The following is a 25,171-nucleotide window of genomic DNA, read 5'->3' as shown; positions in this document are numbered from 1 at the left end:
CGCCGCGCCGTGCTGTTGACCGCCAAGGCGCAGTCGCTCGCCGATAGCGATCCCGCGGCTGCCAGGACAGCGGCGATCGAGGCGAACAGACTGCAGCCGGATTTCGCCCCCGCCGCCGTTGCCGCCGCCGCGGCGCTGTTCAAGCAGAACGACGTACGCAAGGGCTCGAAGATCCTCGAAGCAGCATGGAAGGCCGAGCCGCATCCCGAAATCGCGGAGCTCTATACCCATGCAAGGCCGGGTGACGCCGTGTTTGATCGGCTCAACCGGGCAAAGAAGCTGCAGGAGATGAAGAAGAACCACGCCGAATCGTCGATGACCGTGGCGCGTGCCGCGCTCGACGCGCAGGATTTGTCGACCGCCAGGCGCGAGGCCGAAGCCGCGATCCGCATGGATCGCCGCGAGGGTGCCTATCTGCTCCTTGCCGATATCGAGGAGGCCGAGACCGGCGATCAGGGCAAGGTGCGGCAGCTTCTCTCCAAGGCGGTTCGGGCGCCGCGCGATCCGGCCTGGGTGGCCGACGGCGTCGTCTCCGAGCGCTGGGCGCCGGTATCGCCGGTTACCGGCCGTCTCGACGCCTTCGAATGGCGCGCGCCGATGGAGCGGCTTGGCCAACTGATCGACAGCCGCGATGAGCCGGATGCCCCGGTAGTGGCCATTGAGGCCGCGGCGAGGCCGGAAAAGCCGGTCGACGTGATCGATCATGCCGCCTCGGGCAACGAGGCGACGGGCAAGGACGCCGAAAGCCGCGAGGATCATGTCACCCCGGTCACGGCAGCCGCCTTTGCCGCGGTGCCGGCCGATGCCGAGGCCGTCGAGCCGGCGGAAGAACTGGCGCGCCTGCCGGACGATCCAGGCGTCGATCCGGACGACGAGGCGGAAAAATCGCCACGCCGGTTCCGGCTGTTTTGATTTGGGCCGGCCATCGGGCCGTTTGGGAATGAATTGATGTTCGAGCGCGTTCTGTCGTTTCTCAGGGATTTGCCGGCTGGCTCCGCCAGCCACACCAGCACGGACGACCCGCGCGTCGCGGCTTCGGCGCTGCTCTACCATGTGATGAATGCCGACGGCGTTCGCCAGGATGTCGAGTGGGAGCGGTTCAAGGCGGTGCTGGCGCAGAGCTATTCGATCAACGGTGCCGAACTCGAAGCGCTGGCCGCCGCAGGCGAGCGCGCCGACAACGAGGCGATCGACCTCTACGCCTTCACCAGCGTGCTCAAGCGCCATCTCGACGCGGAGGGGCGCAAGGCCTTCATCGGCCTGATGTGGGAGATCGTCTATGCCGATGGCGAACTGCATGAGCTCGAGGACAATACGGTGTGGCGGGTCGCCGAGCTGATCGGCGTCGAGCGCCACGACCGGATCGAGACGCGCGGCAAGGCCGCGGCCGAGGTACCGGGCGCCCGTGGGACGTCAAGCGACGAATAGACCGGATCTCGCCCAACGATGCCGCCCAGAACGAGCCCGAAGCCAAAAATTCTGATCGTGCTGCATCAGGAGAATTCGAGCCCCGGGCGCGTCGGCCACATGTTGCTGGAAGAAGGCTTCGATCTCGACATCCGCCGCCCGCCGCTCGGCGACGCCTTGCCCGAAACACTGGATGGTCATGCCGGCGCGGTGGTGTTCGGCGGGCCGATGAGCGCCAATGACGAGGACGAATTCGTCCGCCGCGAGACCAACTGGCTGGAAATTCCGCTCAGGGAAAACCGGCCGCTGCTCGGCATCTGTCTTGGCGCGCAGATGCTGGCCAATCATCTCGGCGGCAAGGTCGAGGGCCACGGCGAAGGGCTGGTCGAGATCGGCTGGTATCCGCTGAAGGCGACCGAGCCCGGCAAGAAACTGATGCACTGGCCCGAAATGGTTTACCAGTTCCATCGCGAGGGCTTTTCGCTGCCGAGCGACGCGATGCTGCTGGCCACGAACGAGACCTATCCCAACCAGGCGTTCCGCTACTGCGACAATGCCTGGGGCATCCAGTTCCATGGCGAACTGACCCGGGTGATAATGCAGCGCTGGGTGGTGCGCGGCGCCCATCGCTTCGAACTGCCCGGCGCCCAGCCCGGCCGCGACCATCTCGGCGGCCGGCTGATCTGGGACATGCATTTGAGGCGCTGGCTGGACGAGTTCTTGCGCATGATTTTTGGCGGACCGGTGGCGCGGTAGAGCCGAACCGGTGCTCTGAAGGGCCAAATCCGGCCGACTTCCGACCGGCGGCTTTCGGCGCGTGAAAACTAGAGCAAATTCCAGGAAAAGTGCGTAGCGGTTTTCCGTCCGGAATTGCGTGAAAACAAAGAGTTAGAGCGGTTCGGCGATTCCAACAAACACTGAACCGCTCTAGTCCGAAAAGCTCACGCTCACGCCGCGCTGCCGAAAATAAGCCTGCATCAACTTGCGGCCCGAGCGGTTGCTCTGCGCCAATTTAGTGGGATCGAATACCGCCTGTTTTATCCCCTCTCGTGCCAGCGCTGCCTTGAGCGTCGCGATATGTGCGTCGATGTCGGCATTGTCCGCCCGAAGCGACGCATAGATACTTTCGGTTGCCTCGGCCACGGTGGGTTCGCTCACAGGTGTCGTCCTTTCGTTGGTTCGGCGGCGGCTTAGCATAGATTCGTTGCCCCGTCAGTTTCGTCCTTTGAGGTGCCGCACCTTGCGCAGCGCCGGGAACAGATAGGCCCACAGGCCGGCAACCGCGACGGCGCCGACGCCGCCGATGACGACCGCCGGAACCGTGCCGATCAGCGCCGCCATGGTGCCGGCACGGAATTCGCCGACCTCGTTGGAGGCACCGACGAAGACCTGGTTGACGGCGTTGACGCGGCCGCGCACTTCGTCGGGCGTCCACAGCTGGATCAGCGTCTCCCTGATATAGACGCTGAACATGTCGGTGGCGCCGAGGAAGACGAGCGCCGCGATCGACAGCCAGGTGAGGGTCGACAGGCCAAACAGCACGGTGAAAGCGCCGAACGCCGCCGCGGAGCCGAGCATGATGATGCCGGCGTGGTTGCGGAGCGGGTGGCCGGCGAGCCATACCGCGACGCAGATGGCGCCGACACTGGGCGCCGAGCGCAGCAGGCCGAGGCCCCATGGGCCGAGTTGCAGAATGTCGCGCGCATAGACCGGCAGCAGTGCCGAGGCGCCGGACAAAAGCACTGCGAACAGATCGAGCGAGATGGCGCCGAGCACGATCTTCTCGCTCCAGATGTAGCGGAAGCCGGCAAATAGCGTCTCCATCGTCGGCTTGTCGGTGGCGCTTTGCTGGGCGGGTTTGGGAATGGTGAAGATCAGCAGACCGGCCACCAGCATCAGCACAGCGGCGACGGCGTATGCGGCTTCGGCCGAGACGCCATAGAGCAGGCCGCCGGCGACCGGACCGACAATCGTGGCCGTCTGCCAGGCGGAGGAGTTCCAGGCAATCGCATTGCCGAAATCTTCCGGCGGCACCAGATTGGCGAACAGCGACGACGAGGCCGGTCCGTAAAAGGCGCGCGCCATGCCGAATAGCGCCAGAACGACGAAGATCGGCAGCGGACTGACGAGGCCGCGCAGCGTGAAGTACAGGAGAACGAGCGCACAGGCTGCCTCGACCACCGTTGCCAGCGCCATGATCAGCCGGCGACCGAAGCGGTCGGCGACGACGCCAGTGACCAGCACCAGCAACAGCGAAGGCAGGAACTGGACGATGCCGACAATGCCGAGATCGAACGGATCGCGCGTCAGGTCATAGATCTGCCAGCCGACGGCGACGGAAACGATCATGGTCGCGAAGGTGGTGAGAAAGCGCGCCGTCCAATAGCTGAGGAAGGCTTTGTGCCGGAAAGCGGCGTAACGCTGCTCCGGTAAAGTTTGTTCAGGTATCATGAAGGTAGGGCCCCGGTTGCTTTGGCATCGGCTGGCGGGGCACTTCCCGGATGGGCGCTGTTCCGGCCAATGGAACTGGGAAAATTCGGCGCGGATATGCGTCAAAAACAGGCTTGGAGCAAGAGACTTTCGATCCGCGTCGTCGATCGCACGCGGAAGTTACTGCCGTAGCGCGGCCGAAATCGCGTTCAATCCGCCTCTCAATTGGGCCTCCGTCGGCCAGCCGAAGCCGATGCGGAAGAAGCGCTTTTCCATCTCGAACCAATGGCCGGGCCCGACATAGGTGCCGTGGTCTTCCAGCAGCCTGATATAGAACCGGTCGAGGTCGAAGCCGGACTCGACATCGAGGCGCGGGAAACCGACGACACCGCCCTCGGGCCGCACCCAGTCGACCAGCGGCTCGCGGTCGATCCAGGCCTGGACGATGTCGCGGCGCTTGGCCATTTCGGGAAGCAGCTTTGCCAGAAACGTGTCCCGGCGATCCAGCATGCCACGCGCAATGCCTTCGTCGATGACGCTGCCGCAGATGCCGATCTGCTCCTTGGCGGCGAGGAATTTTTCCTGGAGGGCTGCATCCCTGGTGATCAGCCAGCCGATGCGGATGCCGGGAATGCCGAAGGCTTTTGACAGCGACGAGACGCTGATGGCCTTTTTGCTCAGGGAGGCCGCCGCTGGCAGGCGCTTGTCATAGGAAAGATCGCGGTAGGTTTCGTCGACCAGCAAATGACAGCCACTGGCCTCGGCGAGCGCGACCAGCGCGTCGAGATCGGCGCGGCTCATCATGGTCCCGGTCGGGTTGTGCGGGCAAGTAACGCTGATCAGCCGGGTGTTCGGCCGCATCGCTGCCTTGATGCGCTCGACGTCGATGGCAAAGCCTTCCTCGAATGCCAGGTCGACGAAGCTGATGGCGCAGCCGATCGCCCTCGGGGTTTCAATGTTGGTGGCGTAGTTGGGCCTGATGACGACGAGGTGATCGCTTGCCGACAGCAGCGAGGTCGAGATGATGAACAGCGCGCCGGCGGCACCCGCTGTGACCAGCACATCGTCAGGCGCGATGCCGGCATCCTGCGCGGCGATCAGGTCGCGCAACGCCTTGTCGCCGCGGTGCTCGCCGTAAAAGAGCGTCAGGTCGGGCAGCGAGAGGCCGATGTCGGAGAGCTTCTGGTCGGCAATCGAGCTTTCGGAGAGATTGTAGCGGATACGCTCATAGCCGTACTCCTCCGGGGCTTCTCTCTCGATCACCATCCTGGTGTAGTTCATCGCTTCCCCCCGGAGCGGTTCACCGTTTCACGGAAACGGCAAGAGCTCCATCCCCTTTGTCTAGACGCAATTCCGGACGGAAAACCGTTTCACACTTTTCCTGGAATTGCTCAAAGATTGTTTGGTTCATCCAAGCCACAAAAGCATGAAGCCTGCCAAGGCGGAATCGCCGGCAGGCTTCAGACAAAACATTGGCTCAGATGAAACCGCTCAGGCCGAAACCTTGGCCTTCCTTCCCTTCGACTTGGCAGGCGCCGGCGCGACGGCCTTGCGGCCGAGCCCGATCGACTTCGCCAGTTCCGAGCGCGAAGCGGCGTAGTTGGGTGCGACCATCGGATAGTCCGACGGCAAGCCCCATTTGGCGCGGTAGGCGTCCGGCGTCAGGCCGAAATGCACGCCGATATGACGCTTCAGCGATTTGAACTTCTTGCCGTCCTCGAGGCAGATGATGAAATCCGGGGTCACCGACTTCTTCGGGTTGACGGCGGGGACCAGCGGTGCCGCCACCGGAGCGACCGGCTGGCCGAGCCCGCTGATCGAGGCGCTGACGCTGGCGATCAGTTCGGGAAGGCCGGACGCAGGCAGGCGGTTCTTCTCGACATAGGCCGATACAATATGGGCCGTCAGTTCGAGAAGGTCGAGGGTTTTGCTGGCGTGGCTGTTTTCGTCGGTCAATCTATTTTCCTCCATCCATGGGCGCATGACCTCGAAAATGGGGCCGTTTTCAAAAAGGATGATGCGCAAAATTAAAGTGCGTCGTCTTTGTGCGTCGCGCGCGACGCGATGTAGTGGGGCTGACTTCCTAGTCGGCAAATCTGCACAATGCAATCTATCGGCGCGACATCACACGCCATTTTGAACAACTATACTAAACTGTAATAATATCAGACGATCAGGGCCTTGTCGCGCCACAGACGAAATCCGCCCTCGAAAGCGCGTGTGTTGTCACCGCGCCTGGAGTTGGGGGGCAATTCGTCGAGCTTGTCGACATTGCCGCCGCCGATGACGACATAGTCTGGCTGCAGGGCGGCGCGCAGCCGGTTGACGACGTCGAAGACATAGCCGCGCCACTTCTTCTTGCCGCGCTTTACCAGGCCGCGTTCGCCGACATAGTCCTCGAAACTCTGGCCTTTTCTGTAGGGGAGATGGGCGAGTTCCATCGGCTGGCCGACATTGTCGAGGACCATCGCCGCGCCGAGGCCGGTTCCGAGGCCCAGGAACAGCATGCGCCCGCCCTCATAGCTGCCGAGGGCCTGCATCAGCGCATCATTGACCACCTTGACCGGCTTGCCGAACTCAGCGGCGAAATCGAAGCCGGCCCAGCCCCTGCCGAGATTCATGGGGTCAAGCACCGGCTTGTTGTGACGCACAGGGCCCGGATAACCCATCGAGATGACGTCATAGGACAGGCCCTCGGCGAGCTTCTTCACCTTGCCGATCATCTGCCGTGGCGTCAGGTCAGGCCCGGAATCCGCCCGGCGCTCGGTGCCGCCGTCGCTGGTCAGGATCTTGACGTGCGACCCGCCAATGTCGATCGCCAGCACTATCTTCCCGGTGTCCGACGCCGCCTCCTTCACCGCCTTGGCCATCCTGTCCTCTCCGTTCATGCCACCGGATCAATCCAGCCATTGGGCGGCCCGAAGCCGGCCATGGCGTCCGCCGGTCCCCACGTCTTCGGCTCGTAAAGATGCGGCGGCGTGGTGTCGCCGAGCACCGGACCGACGATGCGCCAGGCCAGTTCGGCGGCGTCCTGGCGGGTGAAGAGCTGGCCGTTGCCGTTCATGGCGTCGCCGATCAGCCGTTCATAGGGCGGCATGTCGCCCTTCGAATCGTCAAGCGCGGTCAGTTCCACCTGCTCGCCGGTCATGTCGTCGCCGGGCGCCTTGCGCTGGGCACCGATGGCGATCGTCACCTGCGGGTCGATGCGAAAACGGACGTAATTCTGGTCGGTGGGCTTGATCGGATCGAAGACGTCGAGCGGCGGCCGCTTCAGCCGCACCACCACCTCGGTGACATGCACCGGCATGTTCTTGCCGGCGCGGATGAAGAACGGCACGTCCTGCCAGCGCCAGGTGTCGACGAAGAAGCGCACCGCCGCGAAGGTCTCGACCGGCGAGTTCGGCGCCACGCCGGGCTCGGCGAGATAGCCGGTGAACTGGCCGCGCACGACATCGTCTTTCGTCAATGTCCGGATGGCGCGCAGCACCTGCACCTTCTCGTCGATCAGGTCGTCGGCGGAGCGGCCGACCGGCGGCTCCATGGCCAGGAGCAGCAGGATGTTGAGCAGATGGTTCTCGATGACATCGCGGATAGCGCCGACATCGTCGTAGAAGCGGCCACGGCCTTCGACGCCGAAATCCTCGGCCATGGTGATCTGCACGCTCTCGACGTAATTGCGGTTCCAGATCGGCTCGAGCAGGGCGTTGGCGAAGCGGAAATAGAGCAGGTTCTGGATCGCTTCCTTGCCGAGATAGTGGTCGATGCGGAAGATCGACTGTTCGTCGAACACCAGGTGCAGCACGCGGTTCAGCCAGCGCGCCGACTGCAGATCGTGGCCGAAGGGCTTTTCCACCATCAGCCGCGCGCCATGCGCGGTGCCTGATTGCTCCAGGCCTTGCACGACAGTCTCGAACATGGACGGCGGCACCGCCATGTAGTGCAGCGGCCGCTGGGCGCTGCCGAGTGCCTTCTTCAGCTTCTCGAAGGTGGCCGGATCGCGATAGTCGCCGCTGACATAGCGCAGCAGCGACGCCAGCTTGGCGAACACCTTCTCGTCGATAGCACCGAGCGCGCTGACGATGCCGTCGCGAGCCCGGTCCTGCAATTGCCTCAAGTCCCAGGCATCGAAGGCGACGCCGATCACCGGTTCGGTAAGCGTGCCCTTGGCGACCATCTGGTAAAGCGCTGGAAATATCTTCTTGTGGGCGAGATCGCCGGTCGCTCCGAAGAGCACCAGCGTGTCGGACCGTTCCTGGCTCATGCCTGCGTCTCCCCTGCCGCCGTCACTTGCCGTCCTTCGGCTTTTCGATGTGACCGCCGAAGGCATAACGCATGGCGGACAACAGCTTGTCGGCGAATTCGGATTCTCCTTGCGAGGAGAAACGATCGAACAGGGCCGAGGACAGCACCGGCGCCGGCACGCCGGTGTCGATCGCCGCCTTCAGCGTCCAGCGTCCCTCGCCGGAATCCGAGACCCGGCCGCCGAATTGCGCCAGACCCGGATCGCTCTTCAGCGCGCCGGCGGTGAGATCGAGCAGCCAGGAGCCGATGACGCTGCCATGTCGCCAGACCTCGGCTACCTGCGGCAGGTCGACGTCGAACTGGTAGTATTGCGGGTTTTCCAGCGGGCTGGTCTCGGCGTCCGCCATACGCTGCCGCTTGCCGGCATTGGCCGACTTCAGGATGTTCATGCCTTCGGCATAGGCGGCCATGACGCCATATTCGATGCCGTTGTGCACCATCTTGACGAAGTGGCCGGCGCCGCTCGGTCCGCAATGCAGGTAGCCATAGGGTGCGGTGCCGGCGGTCTTGTCCGGGGTGGGCGCGCCGGCATCGGCGCCAGGCGCCAGCGTGGCAAAGACCGAATCGAGGTGCTGCACCGCCACGTCGGGGCCGCCGATCATCAGGCAGTAGCCGCGTTCCAGGCCCCAGACACCGCCGCTGGTGCCGACATCGACAAGGTGGATGCCCTTGGCGGCCAGTTTCGCGGCCTGATCGACAGCGTCGTGATAATAGGAATTTCCGCCGTCGATGACGATGTCGCCAGACTCCATCAGCGCCGCGACCTGATCGATGATCTTGCCGGTGATCGCCGCCGGCAGCATCAGCCAGACGCAGCGCGGCTTGGCGAGCTTGCCGACGAATTCCGCCATCGAGGCTGCTCCGGACGCGCCGTCGCTCACCAGCGCCGCGACGCTGGCCGGATTAATGTCGTAGACGACGCATTCGTGGCCGTCGCGCATCAAGCGCCGCACCATGTTGGCGCCCATCCGGCCCAGTCCCATCATTCCGATCTGCATGGTTTCGTCCTGTTTCCTAGAGATTTGCTGGGTTTGTCGAGGAAGGATCTACTGGCTGTCCTGAACGCCTGACATGACGGTGAAGTCGACATTCTCCCAATCGCCGGTTCCGGGCCAGAAAAAAGTGAAGATCAGCGTGCTTCCGCCGGGGAGGCTGGCCGTGGGCAGATCGACAAGGTGGATGCCGAAAGCGTTCTCCCCCGTCTGGCTGTCGTGGGCGGTTGCCCAACTGTCGGTGCTCCAGTGGACAGTGGCTGCTGCCAGCAATTCGATACGCAGCGTCTTGCCGGCCGGCAGCGCGCGGATCTTGTTGTTGAAGCGCCATGTCCTGAATGTTGAAACGGTGTTGCCCTCGACGTAGCGCCTCACGCCTTGCGGCGGCATGTCGAAGACGGCGTCGTCGCGCAGCGAGCGCAACAGCTTGATATGTTCTGAATGCGCCCAGACCAGCGGCATGGCGCTGCCTGATGGCTTGCCATACAACAGTTCGCGCTCAGGAATATCGGCGCCGTCCCAGACCTGTTCGGGCAGCAGGCCGCCGGGTCCGGCCGACCGTTCCAGCGCATCGAGCAGGCTGGCTGCCTTATCCTTGCGCCCAGCCGCCAGCTCGTAATGGGCGCGTTCGCCGGCGAGCAGCGGCCACGGCCGGCCTTGGCCAGTGCCGTCGAAGGGCGAGCCATCCTCGTGTTCACCATAGCCGTCGCTGTTGTAGCGGTACCAGAGCGGTCCTTGCGGCAGCTGGCAGCGCAACTGCGCGTCGATGGCCTTGACGGTGTCGACGATGCGCGGATCGTCAGCGGCCCTTAGGCCAAAGCGCACCAGGGCCAGTGCGTCCGGGCTGACGATTTCTTCGACCGGCCGTTCCGTGTCGCCGGGTGGCCGGTTCTTGATCGGGACATAGCCATCCTTCGGCGAGCCGGCATCGGCGCTGTCGGGCGGCGCGATGCGGACGTAGTAGCCGCCGACGCCCACGACCCTGCAGATGGCGGTGCCGGTGACATAGGTCCAGCGCTCGACCTGGTCGTTCCAGCAGTCGGCGGTCTCGCGCAGATAGCTTGCCGCGTCCCGCTTGCCGCAGGCATCGAGCAGGTCGGCGCCGGCAAGCAGCGCCGCAATCTCGACGGCCAGCGTGAACGGGCTGTAGCCGGCGTCTTCTTCCCAGCGGTCCTCGCCGGTGACGGGACCATTGCGCACGACATATGACGCCGCGCGCTCAATCATCGGCAGGAAGCCCCTGAGCCTGGCAGTCGGCAGGTGGCCAGCGCGATGCAGGGCATCGGCCAGCAGCATGGGGAAGGCGCATTCGTCCATCTGGATGCCGGGCCAATAGGCGGAGCCGTCGAGCCAGGCGTTCTGCGGCCAATGGCCGTCCGGCTGTTGGATGGAGCGGAGGTATTCCAGGATCTGCAGTGCCGAAGCGGCATCGCCGGCGGCGAGATAGCCGCCCGCCGTTTCGACCAGGTCGCGCGGCCAGACCAGGTGATAGCCGCCGAGATCGTCGTCACCTTTGTCGAACCCCCATGGGATCGACAGGCTGGCCACCGCCGCGCCCGGCATGGCCGATGACCGGTGGGTGGCCAGCATCGCGGTGGAGACGCGGTAGCTGTTTACTCCCGGCACCCCGGGCGTCCGGTCGCGGTCCAGTGGCAGGAGCCCCGCCTGCCATTTGCGCCATTTTTCGACATAGGATTTCGCCCCCGGTTCAAAACCCCGTTTCAGGCTGGCGAAGGCGTTTTCGGCCGCTTCGTCTGGAGTCGCGCCAAAACCCAACGCCAACACGGCTTTTGTGTTGACGGCGGTGAAACCGATCTCGCCGGTCAGCGCTACATTGCCGTCCTCGGCGCGCCGCCAAGCCGGATCGAGCTTGCCGGCATGGTTCAATTGCTGCCAACCGTCGGAGAAGCCGACATAGCCGGCCGAACAATCCCGCCAGGGCAGCGACGATGCCAGCGCCAGGCAGGTGCCGCGCCCCGAGGCAAACAGGACAGGCCTTCCCTGGTACTCGCCGACCCAGGCGGTGTTGCCCATGCCGGCATTGACCAGATGCGGCGCCAGAAGCGCGTAGACGCGGTAGTCGGCGACGGAGCCCTTTAGCGGGTTGAAGGTGATCTCCTGCAGCAAGGTCGGGCGCGCCGGATCGGCCAGAATGCGCTTCTCGATCCGGTAGGCGCCGTCATCGGCCGTGTTGGCCAGCCTGTAGGCGGGCACGCCGTCCTCGAACGGCTCGATGCCGTGCGCGGCATTCCGCTTCTCCTCGGAGAAATATCCATCCCTGCCGGTGACGATCAGGCCGAGGTCGCGCGTGCAGGCGCTGTCGACGCGCGGATAGTACACCTCGTTCAGGATGCCGTGGCTGATGGTGAACCAGACGCGACTGGACGGCGAAAGCGCCGATCCGACGCCGCTCTTGGCGCTAGAGGTCCAGCGCGCGGGAATTCCCGGTGCGCCCGGTGGCACAGTCGGCGTCATGCTTGTTCGCTCTCCTGGCCCGTATGCCTAGCCATCAACCGGAGCCATTTCAATCAGCGCACCGCAAGTTGATCGCCGGCGTACATCGGATTGCGGTTGACAGCCCGCCGGCCTTCTGCACTTTTGTCTGACAATAGATAAAAAACAGGATCGCAACCGCGAAATCGTCGACAACCACACTGACCAGCAACTCACGGGAGGAGTATCACATGAAGAAGCTATTGGTTCTCAGCACGCTTGCGGCGGTGCTCGCAGCCGGTACGGCTTTGGCCGACACCAGCGGCAAGAAGATCGCGTTCTCCAACAATTACGCCGGCAATTCGTGGCGCCAGGCGATGCTCGACAGCTACGGCATCGTCACCAAGAAAGCGGTCGACGACAAGATCGTCGGCGCGGCCGATGTCTTCACCACCGCCGACAAGGAGGTGCCGACCCAGGCCGCCCAGGTGCAGAACCTGATCCTGCAGGGCTATGACGCCATCGTCATCAACGCCGCCTCGCCGGATGCGCTCAACGGCGCCATCAAGCAGGCCTGCGACGCTGGCATCACCGTCGTTTCCTTCGACGGCACCGTGACCGAGCCTTGCGCCTACCGCGTCGTCGTCGATTTCAAGGACATGGGCAAGCAGGAAGTCGAGCATATGGCCAAGTTCCAGCCCAAGGGCGGCAATCTGCTTGAAATCCGAGGCCTGGCCGGCACTTCGATCGACGACGCCATCCATGCCGGTATCCTCGAGGGTGTTGCCGCCCATCCCGAGTTCAAGATCGTCGGCTCGGTCACCGGTGACTGGGACCAGACCACGGCGCAGAAGGCGGTGGCGACCATCCTGCCGTCGCTGCCCGACATCGTCGGCATCGTCGACCAGGGCGGCGACGGCTATGGCGCCGCGCAAGCCTTCGCCGCCGCCAACAAGCCGCGCCCGACCATCATCATGGGCAACCGGCAGGACGAATTGAAGTGGTGGAAGGAACAGAAGGACAAGGACGGCTACCAGACCTGGTCGGCCTCGATCGCGCCTGGCGTGTCGACGCTCGCCTTCTGGGTGGCGCAGCAGGTGCTCGATGGCCGCAAGGACATCCCGCATGATCTGCTGGTGCCGTATCTCGCCTTCACCCAGGACGATTTCGAGGCGGCCCTGCCGAAGATCAAGGAGGGCGGTGTCGCCACCCACGAATACACGCAGGAAGATGCCATCGCGGCGATCAAAGCCAATATCAAGTGAAAGTCGCACACGCGTTGCCGCGGGCATCACTGAGCGGATATCGTTGAGCATGGCTGCAGGCAATACGGACATCAGACTGAGCGGCGCCGAAAAACAATTCGGCGCCGCCAATACTTTCATCGTAAGACTTGACGGTGCCGAAAAGCATTTCGGCGCCGTCAGGGCGCTGGGCGGGGTGGATTTCCATGTCGGACCCGGCGAATGCGTCGGCCTCGTCGGCCATAACGGCGCCGGCAAGTCGACGCTGATGCACATGGTGGCCGGCACCTCGACGCCCGACAGCGGGACGATCGGGGTGCATGGCGGCATCGAAGAGAACTACTCGGTGTCGCGAGCGCAGCAGCTCGGCATACGCTGCGTGTTCCAGGAGCTCTCGCTCTGTCCCAATCTCAGCGTCGCCGAAAACACGCGCATCAATCATGCTTCGCTCTCCGGCTTCGGCTGGCGGCGCAGGGCGGCCGAGCTGATCGCCGCCAAGCTCGACGAGATCTTCCCGGACCACGGCATCTCGGCCTGGGACATTGTCGGCGATCTCTCGATCGGCCGGCGCCAGATGGTCGAGGTGGCGCGCGCCTTCACGGTGACACAGGACCGGCTCGACCTGGTCATCCTCGACGAGCCGACCTCGTCGCTCGACGCGCACACGGCCGGCCAGCTGCTGGCTTTCGTGCGCCGCTTCGTCGCCGGCGGCAAAAGCTGCATCCTGATCTCGCACGTGCTGGGTGAAGTGTTGCGGAACGCCGACCGCATCGTCGTGATGCGCGACGGCAAGGTGGTGGCGTCGGACGCGGCTGGTGCCTTCGATCGCGACCGGCTCGTGACGGTGATGGGCGGAGCCGAGGCGCGCGAGAAGATCGCCGCACAGGCGGCTGCCGCCAAGCCAGGCGCCAGTCCGCTGCGCGTCCGGGCGCGGCCCGCCGGGCAGACTGACGGCAAGGACCTTGTCGCCCGCGCGGGCGAGATCATCGGCCTTGCCGGGCTGGCCGGGCACGGACAGACCGACTTGCTGCTGCGGATCTTTAATGCCGCCGCACGCGCCAGGGCCGGCATCGAGGTCACGGCGCCGGTGGCGCTGGTGGCGGGCGACCGCCAGTCGGACGGTATTTTCCCGCAATGGTCGATTGCGCAGAATATCGGCATCCGCTCGCTGGCGCGTCTGCGCAACGGGTTGCTGATCTCGCCGCGGCGCGAGGCGGAGCTCGCCGATGCCTGGAAGAAGAAGATCGGCATCCGCACGCCTGACATGAACAACAACATCTTCTCGCTGTCGGGCGGCAACCAGCAGAAGGCCCTGTTTGCCCGCGCACTGGGCTCCGATGCCGAAATCGTGCTGATGGACGATCCGATGCGCGGCGTCGACATCGGCACGAAGCTGGAGGTCTACGACCTCGTGCGCGAAGAGGCGGGCCGCGGCCGCACCTTCCTCTGGTACACGACCGAAACCGAAGAGCTCGACAATTGCGACCACATCTATGTCTTCAAGAACGGCCGCATCGTCGCCAATTTGACGCGCGACGAGCTGACCGAAGAGAAGATCATCCAGTCCTCCTTCGGCGATGCGGCCTGAAATGACGGCGACGCCAATGGACAATGGCTTCAAGGGGTCCGCGGCACGCAATGCGGCGGCGCGGGCGCGGCTGTTGCGCGGCCTGTTGCCGGCGCTGTCGCTGGCGCTGGTGTTGGCGGCAATCGCCTGGCTCAACCCACGCGCCATCAGCTATTTCGGCTTCAGCCTGATGCTGAACCTGGCGATTCCGATCGCGCTGGCGACGATCGCGCAGATGTTCGTCATCGCCGGCAACGAGCTCGACCTCTCGATCGGCACTTTCGTCGGCTTTGTCGGCTGCGTCACCGCGACCTGGCTGAAGGACGCACCGCTCGTCGGCGTCCTCATTCTCGTCGGATCGATCGGCATTTATGCGCTGCTCGGCGCGCTGATCCACATGCGCAACCTGCCCTCGATCGTGGTGACGCTCGGCATGAGTTTCGTCTGGCAGGGGCTGGCCATCCTCGTCCTGCCCAAACCCGGCGGCAAGGCGCCGGACTGGTTGCTGGCGATCATGTCCTTCAAGCCGCCCTTCATTCCGTTCCCGATCATCGCCGCGCTGCTGATCGCCGCGGTCGTGCATTTCGGCCTGATGCGCACCTCCTACGGCGTAATCCTGCGCGGGTCCGGCGGCAATCCGGCGGCATTGCGACGCGCCGGCTGGTCGCTGCTCAAGACCAAGATCGTGCTGTTCGCGCTGGCCGGGGTTTTCGGCGTGCTGTCGGGCATGGCGCTGATCGGCATCACCACCTCGGCGGATGCCAATATCGGCAATGGCTACACGCTGCTGGCCATCGCCGGCGTCATCCTCGGCGGCGGCGAGTTCGTCGGCGGCCGGGTCTCGCCGATCGGTGCTGTCATCGGCGCGCTGACGCTGGCGCTGGCCGCCTCGCCGCTGCTCACCTTCATGCACATTCCGCCCGACTGGCAGGTGGCCGCCAACGGCGCCATCCTGATCATCGTGCTGGCGGCGCGGGTGCTGATCAGCCGCAGGGAAAGGTGAGCGATGGCATCGCTTAAAACGCTGCTCACAAGACCCTGGATCTGGTCGTTTGTCGGCGCGCTGCTGGTGTGGCTGGCGACGATCGCCTTCACCGGCGGCTATGGCGGCGGCGGCATGGTCACGGCCGCATTGTCGCTTGCCGTGTTCACCGTCATCGTCGGCGTCGGCCAGATGTTCGTCATCACGCTCGGGCCCGGCAATGTCGACCTGTCGCTGCCGGCCAATATCGGCTTGGCAAGCGCGGTTGCCATGAAGGTGATGGGCGGCAGCGATGCCATGATCGTGGTCGGACTGCTGGCGGCGCTTGCCTGTGGTGCCGCGATCGGCGTCATCAACTATCTGCTGATCTGGGCGCTGCGCATCCCGCCGATCATCGCGACGCTGTCGGCGAGCTTCATCATCCAGTCGGTCGACATCAGCTATGGGCGCGGGCTGCAGATCAAGCCGCCGCCTGGCTTCGCCGATTTCACCAACTGGCAGGTGCTCGGCATTCCCGTGCTGGCGATCCTCACCGTGCTGTTCACCATCGGTGCGGCCATCGCCTTGCAGCGCATGATCTACGGCCGCTCGGTGCTGGCGATCGGCCAGAACATCCGCGCCGCCTGGCTCGCCGGCGTCAAGGTCGGGCGCATCCGCTTCCTCACCTACACGCTGTCAGGCGCGCTCGGCGGCATCGACGGCGCGCTGCTCGCCGGCTATTTCCGCGGCGCCAATGTCGATATCGGCAACGAATATTTGCTCGCTTCGATCGCCGTCGTCGTCATCGGCGGCACGTCGGTGGCCGGCGGCAAGGCCAATGTGCCCGGCGTCTGGGGCGCGGCGCTGTTCCTGGTGCTGCTGCTCACCATGCTCAACACATTCGGCGTCAGCGCCGGCGTGCGGTTGCTGCTGACGGGGCTGATCATCGTTGGGGTGATCACGGCGGCGGGTGGCGAGAAGGCGGTGCGCTGACTGCAACGTCTAGGGCGCGACCGCAGCCTGTCGGGCCAACAATTGGACCAGCCGGTTCCCATTCGCGGCGTGGCCTAGTAAACCGGTCCGCGATCTCAGTCGGTCTCGGAGGCTCCGCTTGTCCAGTTCTGTCAGTGTCGCGAATGAGGGTGGCGTCGCCATCCTCACCATCGACAATCCGCCAGTCAACGCGCTGAGTTTTCACGTCCGCGAGCCACTAATGCAGGCGCTGATCGCTTTGCAGGAGGAGGCATCGGTCGTGGCGATCGTCATTGCCTGCGCCGGCCGGACCTTCGTTGCCGGCGCCGACATAACCGAATTCGGCAGGCCGGTGCAGCAGCCTGACCTGCGTGCCATCGTGGCGGCGCTCGAAGCCATCGCCAAGCCAACGGTGGCCGCCATTCACGGCACCGCGTTCGGCGGCGGGCTGGAACTGGTGCTAGGCTGCCATTTCCGCGTTGCCGATCAAGGCGCAAAACTCGGCCTGCCCGAAGTGAAGCTCGGCCTCCTGCCGGGCGGCGGTGGCACGGTGCGGCTGCCGCGTCTTGTTGGTGCCGTGAAGGCCCTGAGGATGATCGTTTCCGGCACACCGATCGGCGCGGACGAGGCGCACGGGGCCGGCCTGGTCGACGCCGTCTTCGCGGGCGATCTGACCACCCACGCCGTGAATTTCGCCCGCGAAATGGCCCGCAAGGGTGGTCCGTTCACGCCGGTGCGTGATCGCGATGAGGGACTTAGGGAAACCGATCTGGCGGCCTTCGATGCCGAGGCGGCGGATTTGGCTGGGAAGGCGCGGGGCCTGGAAGCGCCGATCGCTTGTGCGCAGGCGGTGCGCAATGCCGTCACGCTGCCCTTCGACGAGGCGCTGGCGGCGGAGCGGGCGCTGTTCGTCAAGCTCGTCGCCAGCGACCAGTCGCGCGCGCAGCGGCATCTGTTCTTCGCAGAACGCGAGGCGGCCAAGCTTCCCGGCAATGTCGTCAAACGCAGGATCGCCCGCGTCGGCGTTATCGGCGCCGGCACGATGGGCGGCGGCATCGCCATGGCTTTCGCGAATGGCGGCTTTCCCGTCACCTTGCTGGAAACCAGCCAGGAAGCGTTGCAGCGGGGGCTGGCGACGATCGAGAAGAATTACGCCGTCTCGGTCGCGCGCCGCTCCTTGAGCGAAGACGCCAAGCGGCAGCGGCTCGGTCAGTTCAAAGGCTCGATCGACCATGCCGATCTCGCGGATTGCGACCTGATTATCGAGGCGGCGTTCGAGGACATGGCAGTCAAGAAAGAAATCTTCGGCAAGCTCGACGCGGTGGCCAGGCCGGGCGCTATCCTTGCCACCAACACCTCCTATCTCGACATCGACGAGATCGCCGCCTCGACCTCGCGGCGGCAGGATGTGCTCGGGCTGCATTTCTTCTCGCCGGCCAACGTCATGAAGCTGCTGGAGATCGTGCGCGCCGAAAAGACCGCGCCGGATGCGCTGGCGACCGTGGTCGACCTGGCGAGGCGGATCGGCAAGGTGGCTGTCGTCGTCGGCGTCTGCCACGGTTTCGTCGGCAACCGCATGCTGGCGGCGCGTGGCTCGGAATTGGAAGCGCTGCTGCTGGAGGGCGCGATCCCCAACCGGATCGACAAGGCATTCATCGATTTCGGCTGGCCGATGGGGCCGTTCCAGATGGGCGACCTGGCCGGCCTCGACATCGGCTGGCGCAACCGCAAGGCGCGCGGCCTGACGGCCGTCATCGCCGACACGCTGTGCGAACAGGGCCGTTTCGGCCAGAAAAGCGGTCGTGGCTTCTATCTCTACGAGAACGGTTCGCGCACGCCGGTACCCGATCCCGAGGTCGAGGCGCTGATCCGTGACAAGGCCGCCGAGAAGGGCATCGCGCCGCGCACGATCAGCGCCGACGAGATCATCGAACGCACGCTCTATCCCCTGGTCAACGAGGGGGCGAAGATACTGGAGGAAGGGATTGCTGCCCGCGCCTCCGACATCGACGTCGTCTGGGTCAATGGCTACGGCTTTCCCGTCGGCAAGGGCGGTCCGATGTTCTGGGCCGGCCTGGAAGGCGGGGCCAGGATCGTCGAGCGGCTCGAATATTGGCACGAGCGGACCGGCAAGGATGTTTTCAAGCCAGCGCCTTTGCTCAAGCGGATGGCCGAGACCGGCTCCTGGGAAACCGGGTCAACAGCCGGGATCCGAGGGTAGTCAGCGGCCTGCGGGAATCATCGGATCCGCGCGTCGATGATCTCGACGAAGCGGGCGAAAAGGCCGGCCTGCGACTTGATCTTGAGCTTGCGGTAGATGTTGCGGCGATGGACCTTCACGGTTCCCGGCACGATGCGCATGGCCCTGGCGATCGACTCGGTGGAGTGTCCCTGCAGCACCAGATCGACGACGTGTTTTTCGCGCGGCGTCAGCGACAGGCTTTTCCAGATATGGGCGCGGTCGAACTCGTTGACCGCGGCGATTGTCTCGTCCTGTTTCGCCTCTGCCGGTTGGTCGGCGGGAAGCGTTGGCCAGCGCAATCTGATGAAGCTGATCACCGCCGGCGCCATGTCGCGCAGCAGCCTGGCATCGGCGGTGCCGAACGGGCCGGAAGCGCTGAGCCGCATCAGCGACAGCACCAGCGCGTCCTTGCCCGGCAGCGGCACGAAGAAGCCGACTTCCTCGGCCAGCCTGGTCTGGCTGTAATAGGAGCGGAAATATTCGCTGGCGTAGAAACGATCTGGCGCGAGTTCCCGCATGCGCCAGAACCCTTCCTTGCGCTCGACCGCCGCGTGATGGAACGGGTCGAGCAGATAGGGGCCTTCCTGATAGAGCGCGACGAAGACATGGCTTTCGGCCGGTGTGAACGTCTCGAACAGCAGCGGCGGTCGTGAGGCGCCGCGATAGCCGAAGATCACGCAGTGGTCGAAGCCGACATGCTGCCACAGCCAGTCGACCATCGCCTGGCCGAAAAGGTCGCCGCTCGTCTCCCGCGTCGCCGCGACAAGGGTGGCGAGCCGGCTGTATTCGTCGCTGCGGGATCCACTCAATCCATACCCCTTCAAACGAGAAAATAGATCAGATATACCACCCGCGAGGTATATACTAGCTGCCATTGGCTCTGGTAGCGTCTTGAAATCACATCGTCCTGTCGCTGGAGCCCGCAGCCTTGACCGCAGTGCCCGACATCGAATTTCGCGGCGTCACCAAGCGCTATGGCGCGGTGACCGCGGTCAGCGGCATCGACCTTGCCGTGCCACCCTCCGCCTTCGTTGCCCTGCTTGGACCGTCCGGCTGCGGCAAGACGACTTGCCTGCGCATGATCGGCGGCTTCGAGCAGCCGAGCGAAGGCCAGGTGTTCATCCGCGGCCAGGACATGGCCGGCACGCCGCCCTACCGGCGGCCGGTCAACATGGTGTTCCAGCAATATGCGCTGTTCCCGCATCTCGACGTGGAAGCCAACGTTTCCTATGGCCTGCGCCAGGCAAGACCACGGCTGTCGTCGCGCGAGATCGGCCGGCGGGCCGGCGAAGCGCTCGAAATGGTGCGGCTCGCCGGCTATGGTGGCCGCAAGATCCACGAATTGTCCGGCGGCCAGCAGCAGCGTGTCGCGCTGGCGCGCGCGCTGGTCAACAAGCCGGCGGTGTTGTTGCTCGATGAGCCGCTGGCGGCGCTCGACAAGAAGCTGCGCACCGACATGCAGATCGAGCTGCAGAACCTGCAGCGCGAGATCGGCATCACCTTCGTGCTGGTCACCCACGACCAGGAGGAAGCGCTGTCGATGAGCGATTTCGTCTGCGTCATGAATGGCGGGCGCATCGTCCAGCTCGGCCAGCCGAGCGAGATCTATGACGAGCCGGCCGACCTGTTCGTCGCCGATTTCGTCGGCAAGACCAATCTTCTTGCCGGCAAGGTTGCCGGGCATGCGGGTGATCTTGTCAGCGTGGCGCTGGCGGACGGCACCGTCATTGCGGCGCGCAAGCGCACCGCCCTACAGCAAGGCGAGGCCGTCTCGGTCAGCCTGCGTCCTGAATCACTCAGCCTTGGTGCGCCGACAAGCGGTCCGCTCAAGGGCGTCGTCCGCAACCGGATTTTCCTGGGCTCTACGGCGGAATACGCGATCGAGGTCCAGGGCATCGGCACTTTGCTCGCCAAGGCTGATCACCTGATCGGCCAAGGCAATCTCTTCAAGCCGGGCGAACCCGTCGCCATCGGCTATGCCTCCGGAACGCCGCTGGCGTTTCCGGAAACCAAGAACAACGGGACCAACCAGAGGGTAAACAAACATGTCGAAATCATATCGTGACGGACTGCCGATAAGCCCCGAGAATTTCGTCGACCAACTGATGCGCCTGAAGCGTGGCTCAATCGGCCGCCGCGACTTCCTCGGCCTCACCGGCCTCGGCATCGCGACGGCGGTGATGGCGCGCGAGATCGGCATCATGCCGACGCCGGCTTTCGCCGCCGAAAGCCTTGGCGACCGTATGTCGATCGCCACCTGGCCGAACTACCATGACCCGCAGACCTTCGAGAACTTCAAGAAGGACACCGGCGTCGCCGTCGAGGTCAACGTGTTCGGCTCCAACGAGGAGATGCTGGCCAAGCTGCAGGCCGGGGCCTCGGGCTGGAGCCTGTTCGTGCCGACCAACTATACGATCTCGACCTACAAGAAGCTCGGCATCATCGAGGCGCTGGAGATGGCGAAGCTGCCGAATTTCGACGGCACCCAGGAAGATCCGCGCTTCACCTCCGAGGGTACCATCGATGGCACTATTTACGCCGTGCCGAAGAACTGGGGCACGACGGGTTTTGCCGTCAACACCAAGAAGCTCACCAAGCCGATGACGAGCTGGAAGGAATTCTGGGATACCGCCATGGCCGAGGGCGACGGCCGCACCATGGTGCATGACTACCAGCTCACGACTATCGGCAATGCGCTGAAATATTACGGCTATTCGTTCAATTCGCTGAAACAGGACGAGCTCGCCAAGGCGGAGGAGTTGCTGCTGAAGGTCAAGCCGCACCTGTTCGCCGTCTCGTCCGACTACCAGCCGGGCATGCGCGCGGGCGACGCCTGGATGACGATGTGCTGGACCAATGACGGCGCGCAGCTCCATCGCGACATTCCCGAGATCGCCTATGTGCTTGGCAAGGAAGGCGGCGAGATCTGGACCGATTTCTATGCCATCCCGAAAGATGCGCCGAACAAGCCCGCCGGCTATGCGTTGCTCAACTATCTGATGAACCCGCAGGTCGCGGTGAAGGAGCACCTGGCCAATGGCGCGCCTTCGACCGATGCGCGCGTCAATAAGCTGCTGCCCAAGGAGGTGCTCGACAATCCGATCCTCTATCCGGCGGCGGACCTGTTGACGCCGCTCGAATTCGGCGCGGCGGCGACGCTGACCGATCCGGGCCGCGCCGAACTGATGGCGCGCTTCAAATCGGCTTGAGACTGGCCTGGACAAAGACAATCGACCGGCGGGCCCATGTCCGCCGGTACCGGGGCGGTTTTTCAAATGCACGGCAACAGATTTCGGCATAATTTCCTGACCGCCTTGCTGCTCGCGCCGGCGACAGTATGGCTGGTGGTGTTCCTGGTCCTGCCGTTCGTCGCCATCGCCGTGTTCAGCGTCGGCGAGCGGGCGCCCGAGGGCGGCTATCAGGCGGCCTTCACGCTGGCGCAATACGCCAATCTTCCGGCGCGGGCGACCGCGTTCTGGAACACGATGGTGCTGGCGCCGGTGGGCGCGCTTGCCTGCCTGCTGGTTGCCTATCCGGTCGCCTATTACCTTGCCTTGCAGGCGCCGCAGCGCTGGCGGCTGATCCTGCTCGCGCTGGTCGTCATTCCATTCTGGACGAGCCTTTTGATGCGGACCTATGCCTGGATGTACATTCTGGGCGGACGCGGCATACCGGCGCTGCTCGCCTTTGCAGGCATCGAGGATGTCAGGCTGATCAACACGCCGGGCGCCGTCCTGCTCGGCATCGTCTACGGCTATCTGCCGCTGATGATCCTGCCGATCTATGTCAGCCTCGAGCGGCTCGACCGGAGGCTGCTGGAAGCCTCGGCCGATCTCGGCGCGACGCCATTATCGACCTTTCTGGGCGTGACCCTGAAACTATCGCTACCCGGCGTGATGACCGGCTTCTCGCTGGTCATGATCCTGCTGCTTGGCGAATATTTGATCCCGACGCTGCTTGGCGGCGGCAAGGTGTTCTTCATCGGCAACGCGCTGGTCGATCTGTTCCTGCAGTCGCGCAATTGGCCATTCGGATCGGCCATCGCGATCACGCTGGTGCTGGTTTCGGTAGTGGTGCTGATTGCCGCCAACCGCATCTCGACCCGGGTCTCGGGCGCCCGCAGGGTGGACCTGATCTGATGCGCGCCTTCGTCATTGCCGTCTTTGCCTTCCTCTATTTGCCGATCGTTCTGGTTGTGCTGTTCTCCTTCAATGCCGGCCACCATGCCAGCGAGTTCACCGGCTTCTCCGTGCAATGGTATGGCAAGGCGCTGTCCAATCCGTTCCTGGTCGAAGCGCTGAAGAACAGCCTGTTCATTGCCACCACCAGCGCCCTTCTGGCGGCGGTTTTCGGCACCGCGGCAGCCCTCGGCCTGGCGCGTGTCGATGCCAGAACCCGCGCCGTCTTCGACGGATTGCTCGGCGCGGCGATCGTTGTTCCCGGCGTCGTCATCGGCATCTCGACGCTGGTCGCGCTTGTCCAGCTGTTCGCGGTCGTCAATCCGTTCCTCGCCTCAGTCTGGCCCGGTGACCAGCCGCCGCGCCTGTCGCTCGGCTACGGCTCGATCATCGCCGCGCATGGCCTGTTCTCGATGGCGCTGGTGACGATGATCGTCGGCACGCGGCTGGGCAGCCTCGACCGCAATCTGGTCGAAGCGTCGAGCGACCTCTACGCCACGCCGCTGACGACGTTCCGCTCGATCGTCCTGCCGCAGATCATGCCGGCGGTGGTCGCCGGTTTCCTGCTCGCCTTCACCTTCTCCTTCGACGATTTCATCGTCGCCTTCTTCGTCGCCGGCGCGCAGACGACGCTGCCGATCTATGTCTTCGCCTCCATCCGGCGCGGCGTGACGCCGGAGATCAACGCCATCGCGACCATCGTGCTCGTCGCTTCCGTCCTGCTCGTGGTGCTTGCCCAATGGCAGCTGCGCCAGCGCAAGCCATCAAACTGAAAGCCGCTCCATGATCCTCAAAGACCGCATTGCCGTGGTGACCGGCGCCGGCTCCGGCATCGGACGTGCCGGCGCCATGATCATGGGCAGGGAAGGCGCCATGGTCGTCATCGCCGACAGGGATGCGGCCAACGGCGCGGCAACGGCCTCAGGCATTCGGGCAATGGGCGGCCGGGCCGAGGCCATCGCCACCGATGTCGGCGAGGACGCGGCTGTTGAGCAACTCATAACCCGTACGCTGGAAAAGCATGGGCGCATCGACATCCTGCACAATCATGCCGGCATCCAGGTCGGCGGCACGCTGACCGAGGTCGAGACCGACGGCATGGATGCCTCCTGGCGGGTCAATGTGCGGGCGCAATTCCTCGCGGCCCGGATCGTCATGCCGTCGATGATCGCGCAAGGGGGCGGCGTCATCCTCAACACGGCTTCGAATTCGGGCGTCTTCTACGACCGCGAGATGATCGCCTATGCGACGTCGAAACATGCTGTGGTGGCCATGACCAGGCAGATGTCGCTCGACTATGCCCGGCACAATGTGCGCGTCAACGCACTCTGCCCGGGCTGGGTCGATACGCCCTTCAACGAACCGTTCATCGCCCAGATGGGCGGACGCGCGGCGATCGAAACCTATGTCCGCACCAAGATCCCGATGGGGCGCTGGGCGAGCGCCGAGGAGATCGCCGAAGCGATCCTGTTTCTCGTGTCGGACCGATCGTCCTTCATGACCGGCCAGGCGCTGGTGATCGACGGCGGTGAAAGTATCGGCTGAGACCTCTGCTTTTATCTATCGACCTACTATTCAGCCCCTTTTTTCTGCGGTTTCGCGTGGCGCCGGACGGCACAAGACCAAGGTCTGGCTGGCATGGGACTTCAGTGCCATTGCGAGTCAAGGCAGTGAATTTCCTTGCTTTTCAGTGTCTTATGTTTCCGGCGTAGCGCCCGCTCTCGGATTGCGACCGCATTTGTTTAAAGTTTACCGGGGATAATTAGCGATTTCTCATACGCAGATGGTTCAGCGGTGGGCGAGAACGCGATTCCCGAGGAGATTACCATGACAAACCGGAAAACTCTGTTCGCGGCGCTGGCCGCATTGGCGCTTCTGGCGTCTCCGGCGCTCGCCGGCAATGGGCATGGCAATGGCGGCGGCAATGGCAACGGCGGCGGCAACGGCAACGGCAATGGCGGGGGCAACGGCAATAGCGGCACCCACGGGAATAGTGGCGGCAACAGCGGCGCTTCGCACGGCAAGTCGTCGTCGGCACCGGGACGGGCAGCCAAGACGGAAACGGACATCACGGCCAGCACCACGGTCGATACAGAAGTCTCGTCGAAGCAGAAGAACATCCACGCCAAACTCGGCCGGCTGAACTCGCTGCAGCGCAACATCAACGCCTATATGAACTCCAAGAGCAAGAAGTTCGGTGCCATTCAGGCATTCGTGACGCAATCGGCGAAAGCCAAGAATGCACAGGCCGCGGCTGCGGCGGCCGCCACCACGGCTGCCGCTGCCCAGGCCCAGCTGGATGCGCTGAATTCACAGCTGAGCGCACTGACGTCGCTGTCGCAGGCCGAGATCGACGCCATGACACCCGAACAGCAGGCGGCCCTGCCTGGGCAGATATCGGCCTTGCAGGCCGATGTCACAGCTCAGCAGGCTGTGGTCGCCG

At 64.4% G+C, this 25,171-nt stretch carries 22 protein-coding genes and 1 pseudogene; 14 read left to right on the top strand and 9 right to left on the bottom strand.

Going from position 1 to position 25,171, the window contains the following annotated elements:
- The 3 genes and pseudogenes from O7A61_RS19705 to O7A61_RS19695 form a co-directional block, all read left to right on the top strand.
- Nucleotides 1–912, top strand: a pseudogene (locus O7A61_RS19705) (heme biosynthesis protein HemY); the annotation flags it as partial.
- A gap of 36 nt (nucleotides 913–948) precedes the next feature.
- Nucleotides 949–1,428: a tellurite resistance TerB family protein gene (locus O7A61_RS19700; protein WP_337131220.1), complete on the top strand. Its 480-nt coding sequence runs from the start codon at nucleotides 949–951 to the stop codon at nucleotides 1,426–1,428.
- Between the two features lie 18 nt (nucleotides 1,429–1,446).
- A complete protein-coding gene (locus O7A61_RS19695; RefSeq protein WP_337131219.1) occupies nucleotides 1,447–2,163 on the top strand; it encodes a glutamine amidotransferase in 717 nt (238 codons plus the stop codon).
- 171 nt (nucleotides 2,164–2,334) lie between these two features.
- On the opposite strand, the gene O7A61_RS19690 is transcribed toward O7A61_RS19695, so the two are convergent.
- The 8 genes from O7A61_RS19690 to O7A61_RS19655 all read right to left on the bottom strand — a co-directional run bounded on the left by O7A61_RS19690 (nucleotide 2,335) and on the right by O7A61_RS19655 (nucleotide 11,606).
- Complete coding sequence (locus O7A61_RS19690; RefSeq protein ID WP_337131218.1) at nucleotides 2,335–2,604, bottom strand: hypothetical protein; 270 nt, start codon at nucleotides 2,602–2,604, stop codon at nucleotides 2,335–2,337.
- Nucleotides 2,605–2,619: 15 nt separating this feature from the next.
- Nucleotides 2,620–3,858 carry an MFS transporter gene (locus O7A61_RS19685; RefSeq protein WP_337131217.1) on the bottom strand — a complete coding sequence of 413 codons (1,239 nt, stop codon included), beginning with the start codon at nucleotides 3,856–3,858 and terminating at the stop codon, nucleotides 2,620–2,622.
- Between the two features lie 159 nt (nucleotides 3,859–4,017).
- Complete coding sequence (locus O7A61_RS19680; protein WP_337131216.1) at nucleotides 4,018–5,118, bottom strand: aminotransferase class I/II-fold pyridoxal phosphate-dependent enzyme; 1,101 nt, start codon at nucleotides 5,116–5,118, stop codon at nucleotides 4,018–4,020.
- Nucleotides 5,119–5,328: 210 nt separating this feature from the next.
- A complete protein-coding gene (locus O7A61_RS19675; protein WP_027144591.1) occupies nucleotides 5,329–5,793 on the bottom strand; it encodes a MucR family transcriptional regulator in 465 nt (154 codons plus the stop codon).
- 209 nt (nucleotides 5,794–6,002) lie between these two features.
- Nucleotides 6,003–6,707, bottom strand: coding sequence for an ROK family protein (locus O7A61_RS19670; protein ID WP_337131215.1), 705 nt, complete (start codon nucleotides 6,705–6,707; stop codon nucleotides 6,003–6,005).
- 14 nt (nucleotides 6,708–6,721) lie between these two features.
- The gene (gene zwf, locus O7A61_RS19665; RefSeq protein WP_337131214.1) at nucleotides 6,722–8,098 is read right to left on the bottom strand and encodes a glucose-6-phosphate dehydrogenase; all 1,377 of its coding nucleotides are present in this window, start codon (nucleotides 8,096–8,098) and stop codon (nucleotides 6,722–6,724) included.
- A gap of 22 nt (nucleotides 8,099–8,120) precedes the next feature.
- Complete coding sequence (gene gnd, locus O7A61_RS19660) at nucleotides 8,121–9,137, bottom strand: phosphogluconate dehydrogenase (NAD(+)-dependent, decarboxylating) (protein WP_337131213.1); 1,017 nt, start codon at nucleotides 9,135–9,137, stop codon at nucleotides 8,121–8,123.
- A 48-nt stretch (nucleotides 9,138–9,185) separates the two neighbouring features.
- Nucleotides 9,186–11,606 carry a glucan 1,4-alpha-glucosidase gene (locus O7A61_RS19655; protein WP_337131212.1) on the bottom strand — a complete coding sequence of 807 codons (2,421 nt, stop codon included), beginning with the start codon at nucleotides 11,604–11,606 and terminating at the stop codon, nucleotides 9,186–9,188.
- A 209-nt stretch (nucleotides 11,607–11,815) separates the two neighbouring features.
- Here O7A61_RS19655 and O7A61_RS19650 point away from each other — a divergent pair, with 209 nt between their 5' ends.
- The 5 genes from O7A61_RS19650 (at nucleotide 11,816) to O7A61_RS19630 (ending at nucleotide 18,529) form a co-directional block, all read left to right on the top strand.
- Nucleotides 11,816–12,829 carry an ABC transporter substrate-binding protein gene (locus O7A61_RS19650; RefSeq protein ID WP_027144586.1) on the top strand — a complete coding sequence of 338 codons (1,014 nt, stop codon included), beginning with the start codon at nucleotides 11,816–11,818 and terminating at the stop codon, nucleotides 12,827–12,829.
- 49 nt (nucleotides 12,830–12,878) lie between these two features.
- Nucleotides 12,879–14,396, top strand: coding sequence for a sugar ABC transporter ATP-binding protein (locus O7A61_RS19645; RefSeq protein ID WP_337131211.1), 1,518 nt, complete (start codon nucleotides 12,879–12,881; stop codon nucleotides 14,394–14,396).
- Nucleotides 14,397–14,412: 16 nt separating this feature from the next.
- Entirely contained in the window at nucleotides 14,413–15,378 is a 966-nt protein-coding gene (locus tag O7A61_RS19640; RefSeq protein ID WP_337131221.1) for an ABC transporter permease, read from the top strand.
- A gap of 3 nt (nucleotides 15,379–15,381) precedes the next feature.
- A complete protein-coding gene (locus tag O7A61_RS19635; protein ID WP_337131210.1) occupies nucleotides 15,382–16,329 on the top strand; it encodes an ABC transporter permease in 948 nt (315 codons plus the stop codon).
- A gap of 118 nt (nucleotides 16,330–16,447) precedes the next feature.
- Nucleotides 16,448–18,529, top strand: coding sequence for a 3-hydroxyacyl-CoA dehydrogenase NAD-binding domain-containing protein (locus tag O7A61_RS19630; RefSeq protein WP_337131209.1), 2,082 nt, complete (start codon nucleotides 16,448–16,450; stop codon nucleotides 18,527–18,529).
- 17 nt (nucleotides 18,530–18,546) lie between these two features.
- Here the strand turns inward: O7A61_RS19630 and O7A61_RS19625 are convergent, their stop codons facing one another.
- A complete protein-coding gene (locus O7A61_RS19625) occupies nucleotides 18,547–19,359 on the bottom strand; it encodes a response regulator transcription factor (protein WP_337131208.1) in 813 nt (270 codons plus the stop codon).
- Nucleotides 19,360–19,478: 119 nt separating this feature from the next.
- On the opposite strand from O7A61_RS19625, the gene O7A61_RS19620 reads away from it, so the two are divergent.
- The 6 genes from O7A61_RS19620 to O7A61_RS19595 form a co-directional block, all read left to right on the top strand.
- On the top strand, nucleotides 19,479–20,615 hold the full coding sequence (locus O7A61_RS19620) for an ABC transporter ATP-binding protein (RefSeq protein ID WP_337131207.1): 1,137 nt from the start codon (nucleotides 19,479–19,481) through the stop codon (nucleotides 20,613–20,615).
- A complete protein-coding gene (locus O7A61_RS19615; protein ID WP_337131206.1) occupies nucleotides 20,596–21,759 on the top strand; it encodes an ABC transporter substrate-binding protein in 1,164 nt (387 codons plus the stop codon). The genes O7A61_RS19620 and O7A61_RS19615 overlap by 20 nt, the downstream gene beginning before the upstream one ends.
- A 66-nt stretch (nucleotides 21,760–21,825) precedes the next feature.
- A complete protein-coding gene (locus O7A61_RS19610; RefSeq protein ID WP_337131205.1) occupies nucleotides 21,826–22,689 on the top strand; it encodes an ABC transporter permease in 864 nt (287 codons plus the stop codon).
- Nucleotides 22,689–23,501: an ABC transporter permease gene (locus O7A61_RS19605; RefSeq protein ID WP_337131204.1), complete on the top strand. Its 813-nt coding sequence runs from the start codon at nucleotides 22,689–22,691 to the stop codon at nucleotides 23,499–23,501. The genes O7A61_RS19610 and O7A61_RS19605 overlap by 1 nt, the downstream gene beginning before the upstream one ends.
- Nucleotides 23,502–23,511: 10 nt before the next feature.
- Complete coding sequence (locus O7A61_RS19600) at nucleotides 23,512–24,273, top strand: SDR family NAD(P)-dependent oxidoreductase (RefSeq protein WP_337131203.1); 762 nt, start codon at nucleotides 23,512–23,514, stop codon at nucleotides 24,271–24,273.
- 282 nt (nucleotides 24,274–24,555) lie between these two features.
- A partial coding sequence (locus tag O7A61_RS19595; RefSeq protein ID WP_337131202.1) for a hypothetical protein occupies nucleotides 24,556–25,171 on the top strand: 616 nt, incomplete at its 3' end.

This window comes from Mesorhizobium sp. Cs1321R2N1, assembly GCF_037179725.1.
GTDB lineage: Bacteria > Pseudomonadota > Alphaproteobacteria > Rhizobiales > Rhizobiaceae > Mesorhizobium > Mesorhizobium salmacidum.
The sequence above is the reverse complement of the archived record's forward strand: the minus strand, read 5'-3'. Positions and strand labels throughout refer to the sequence as shown.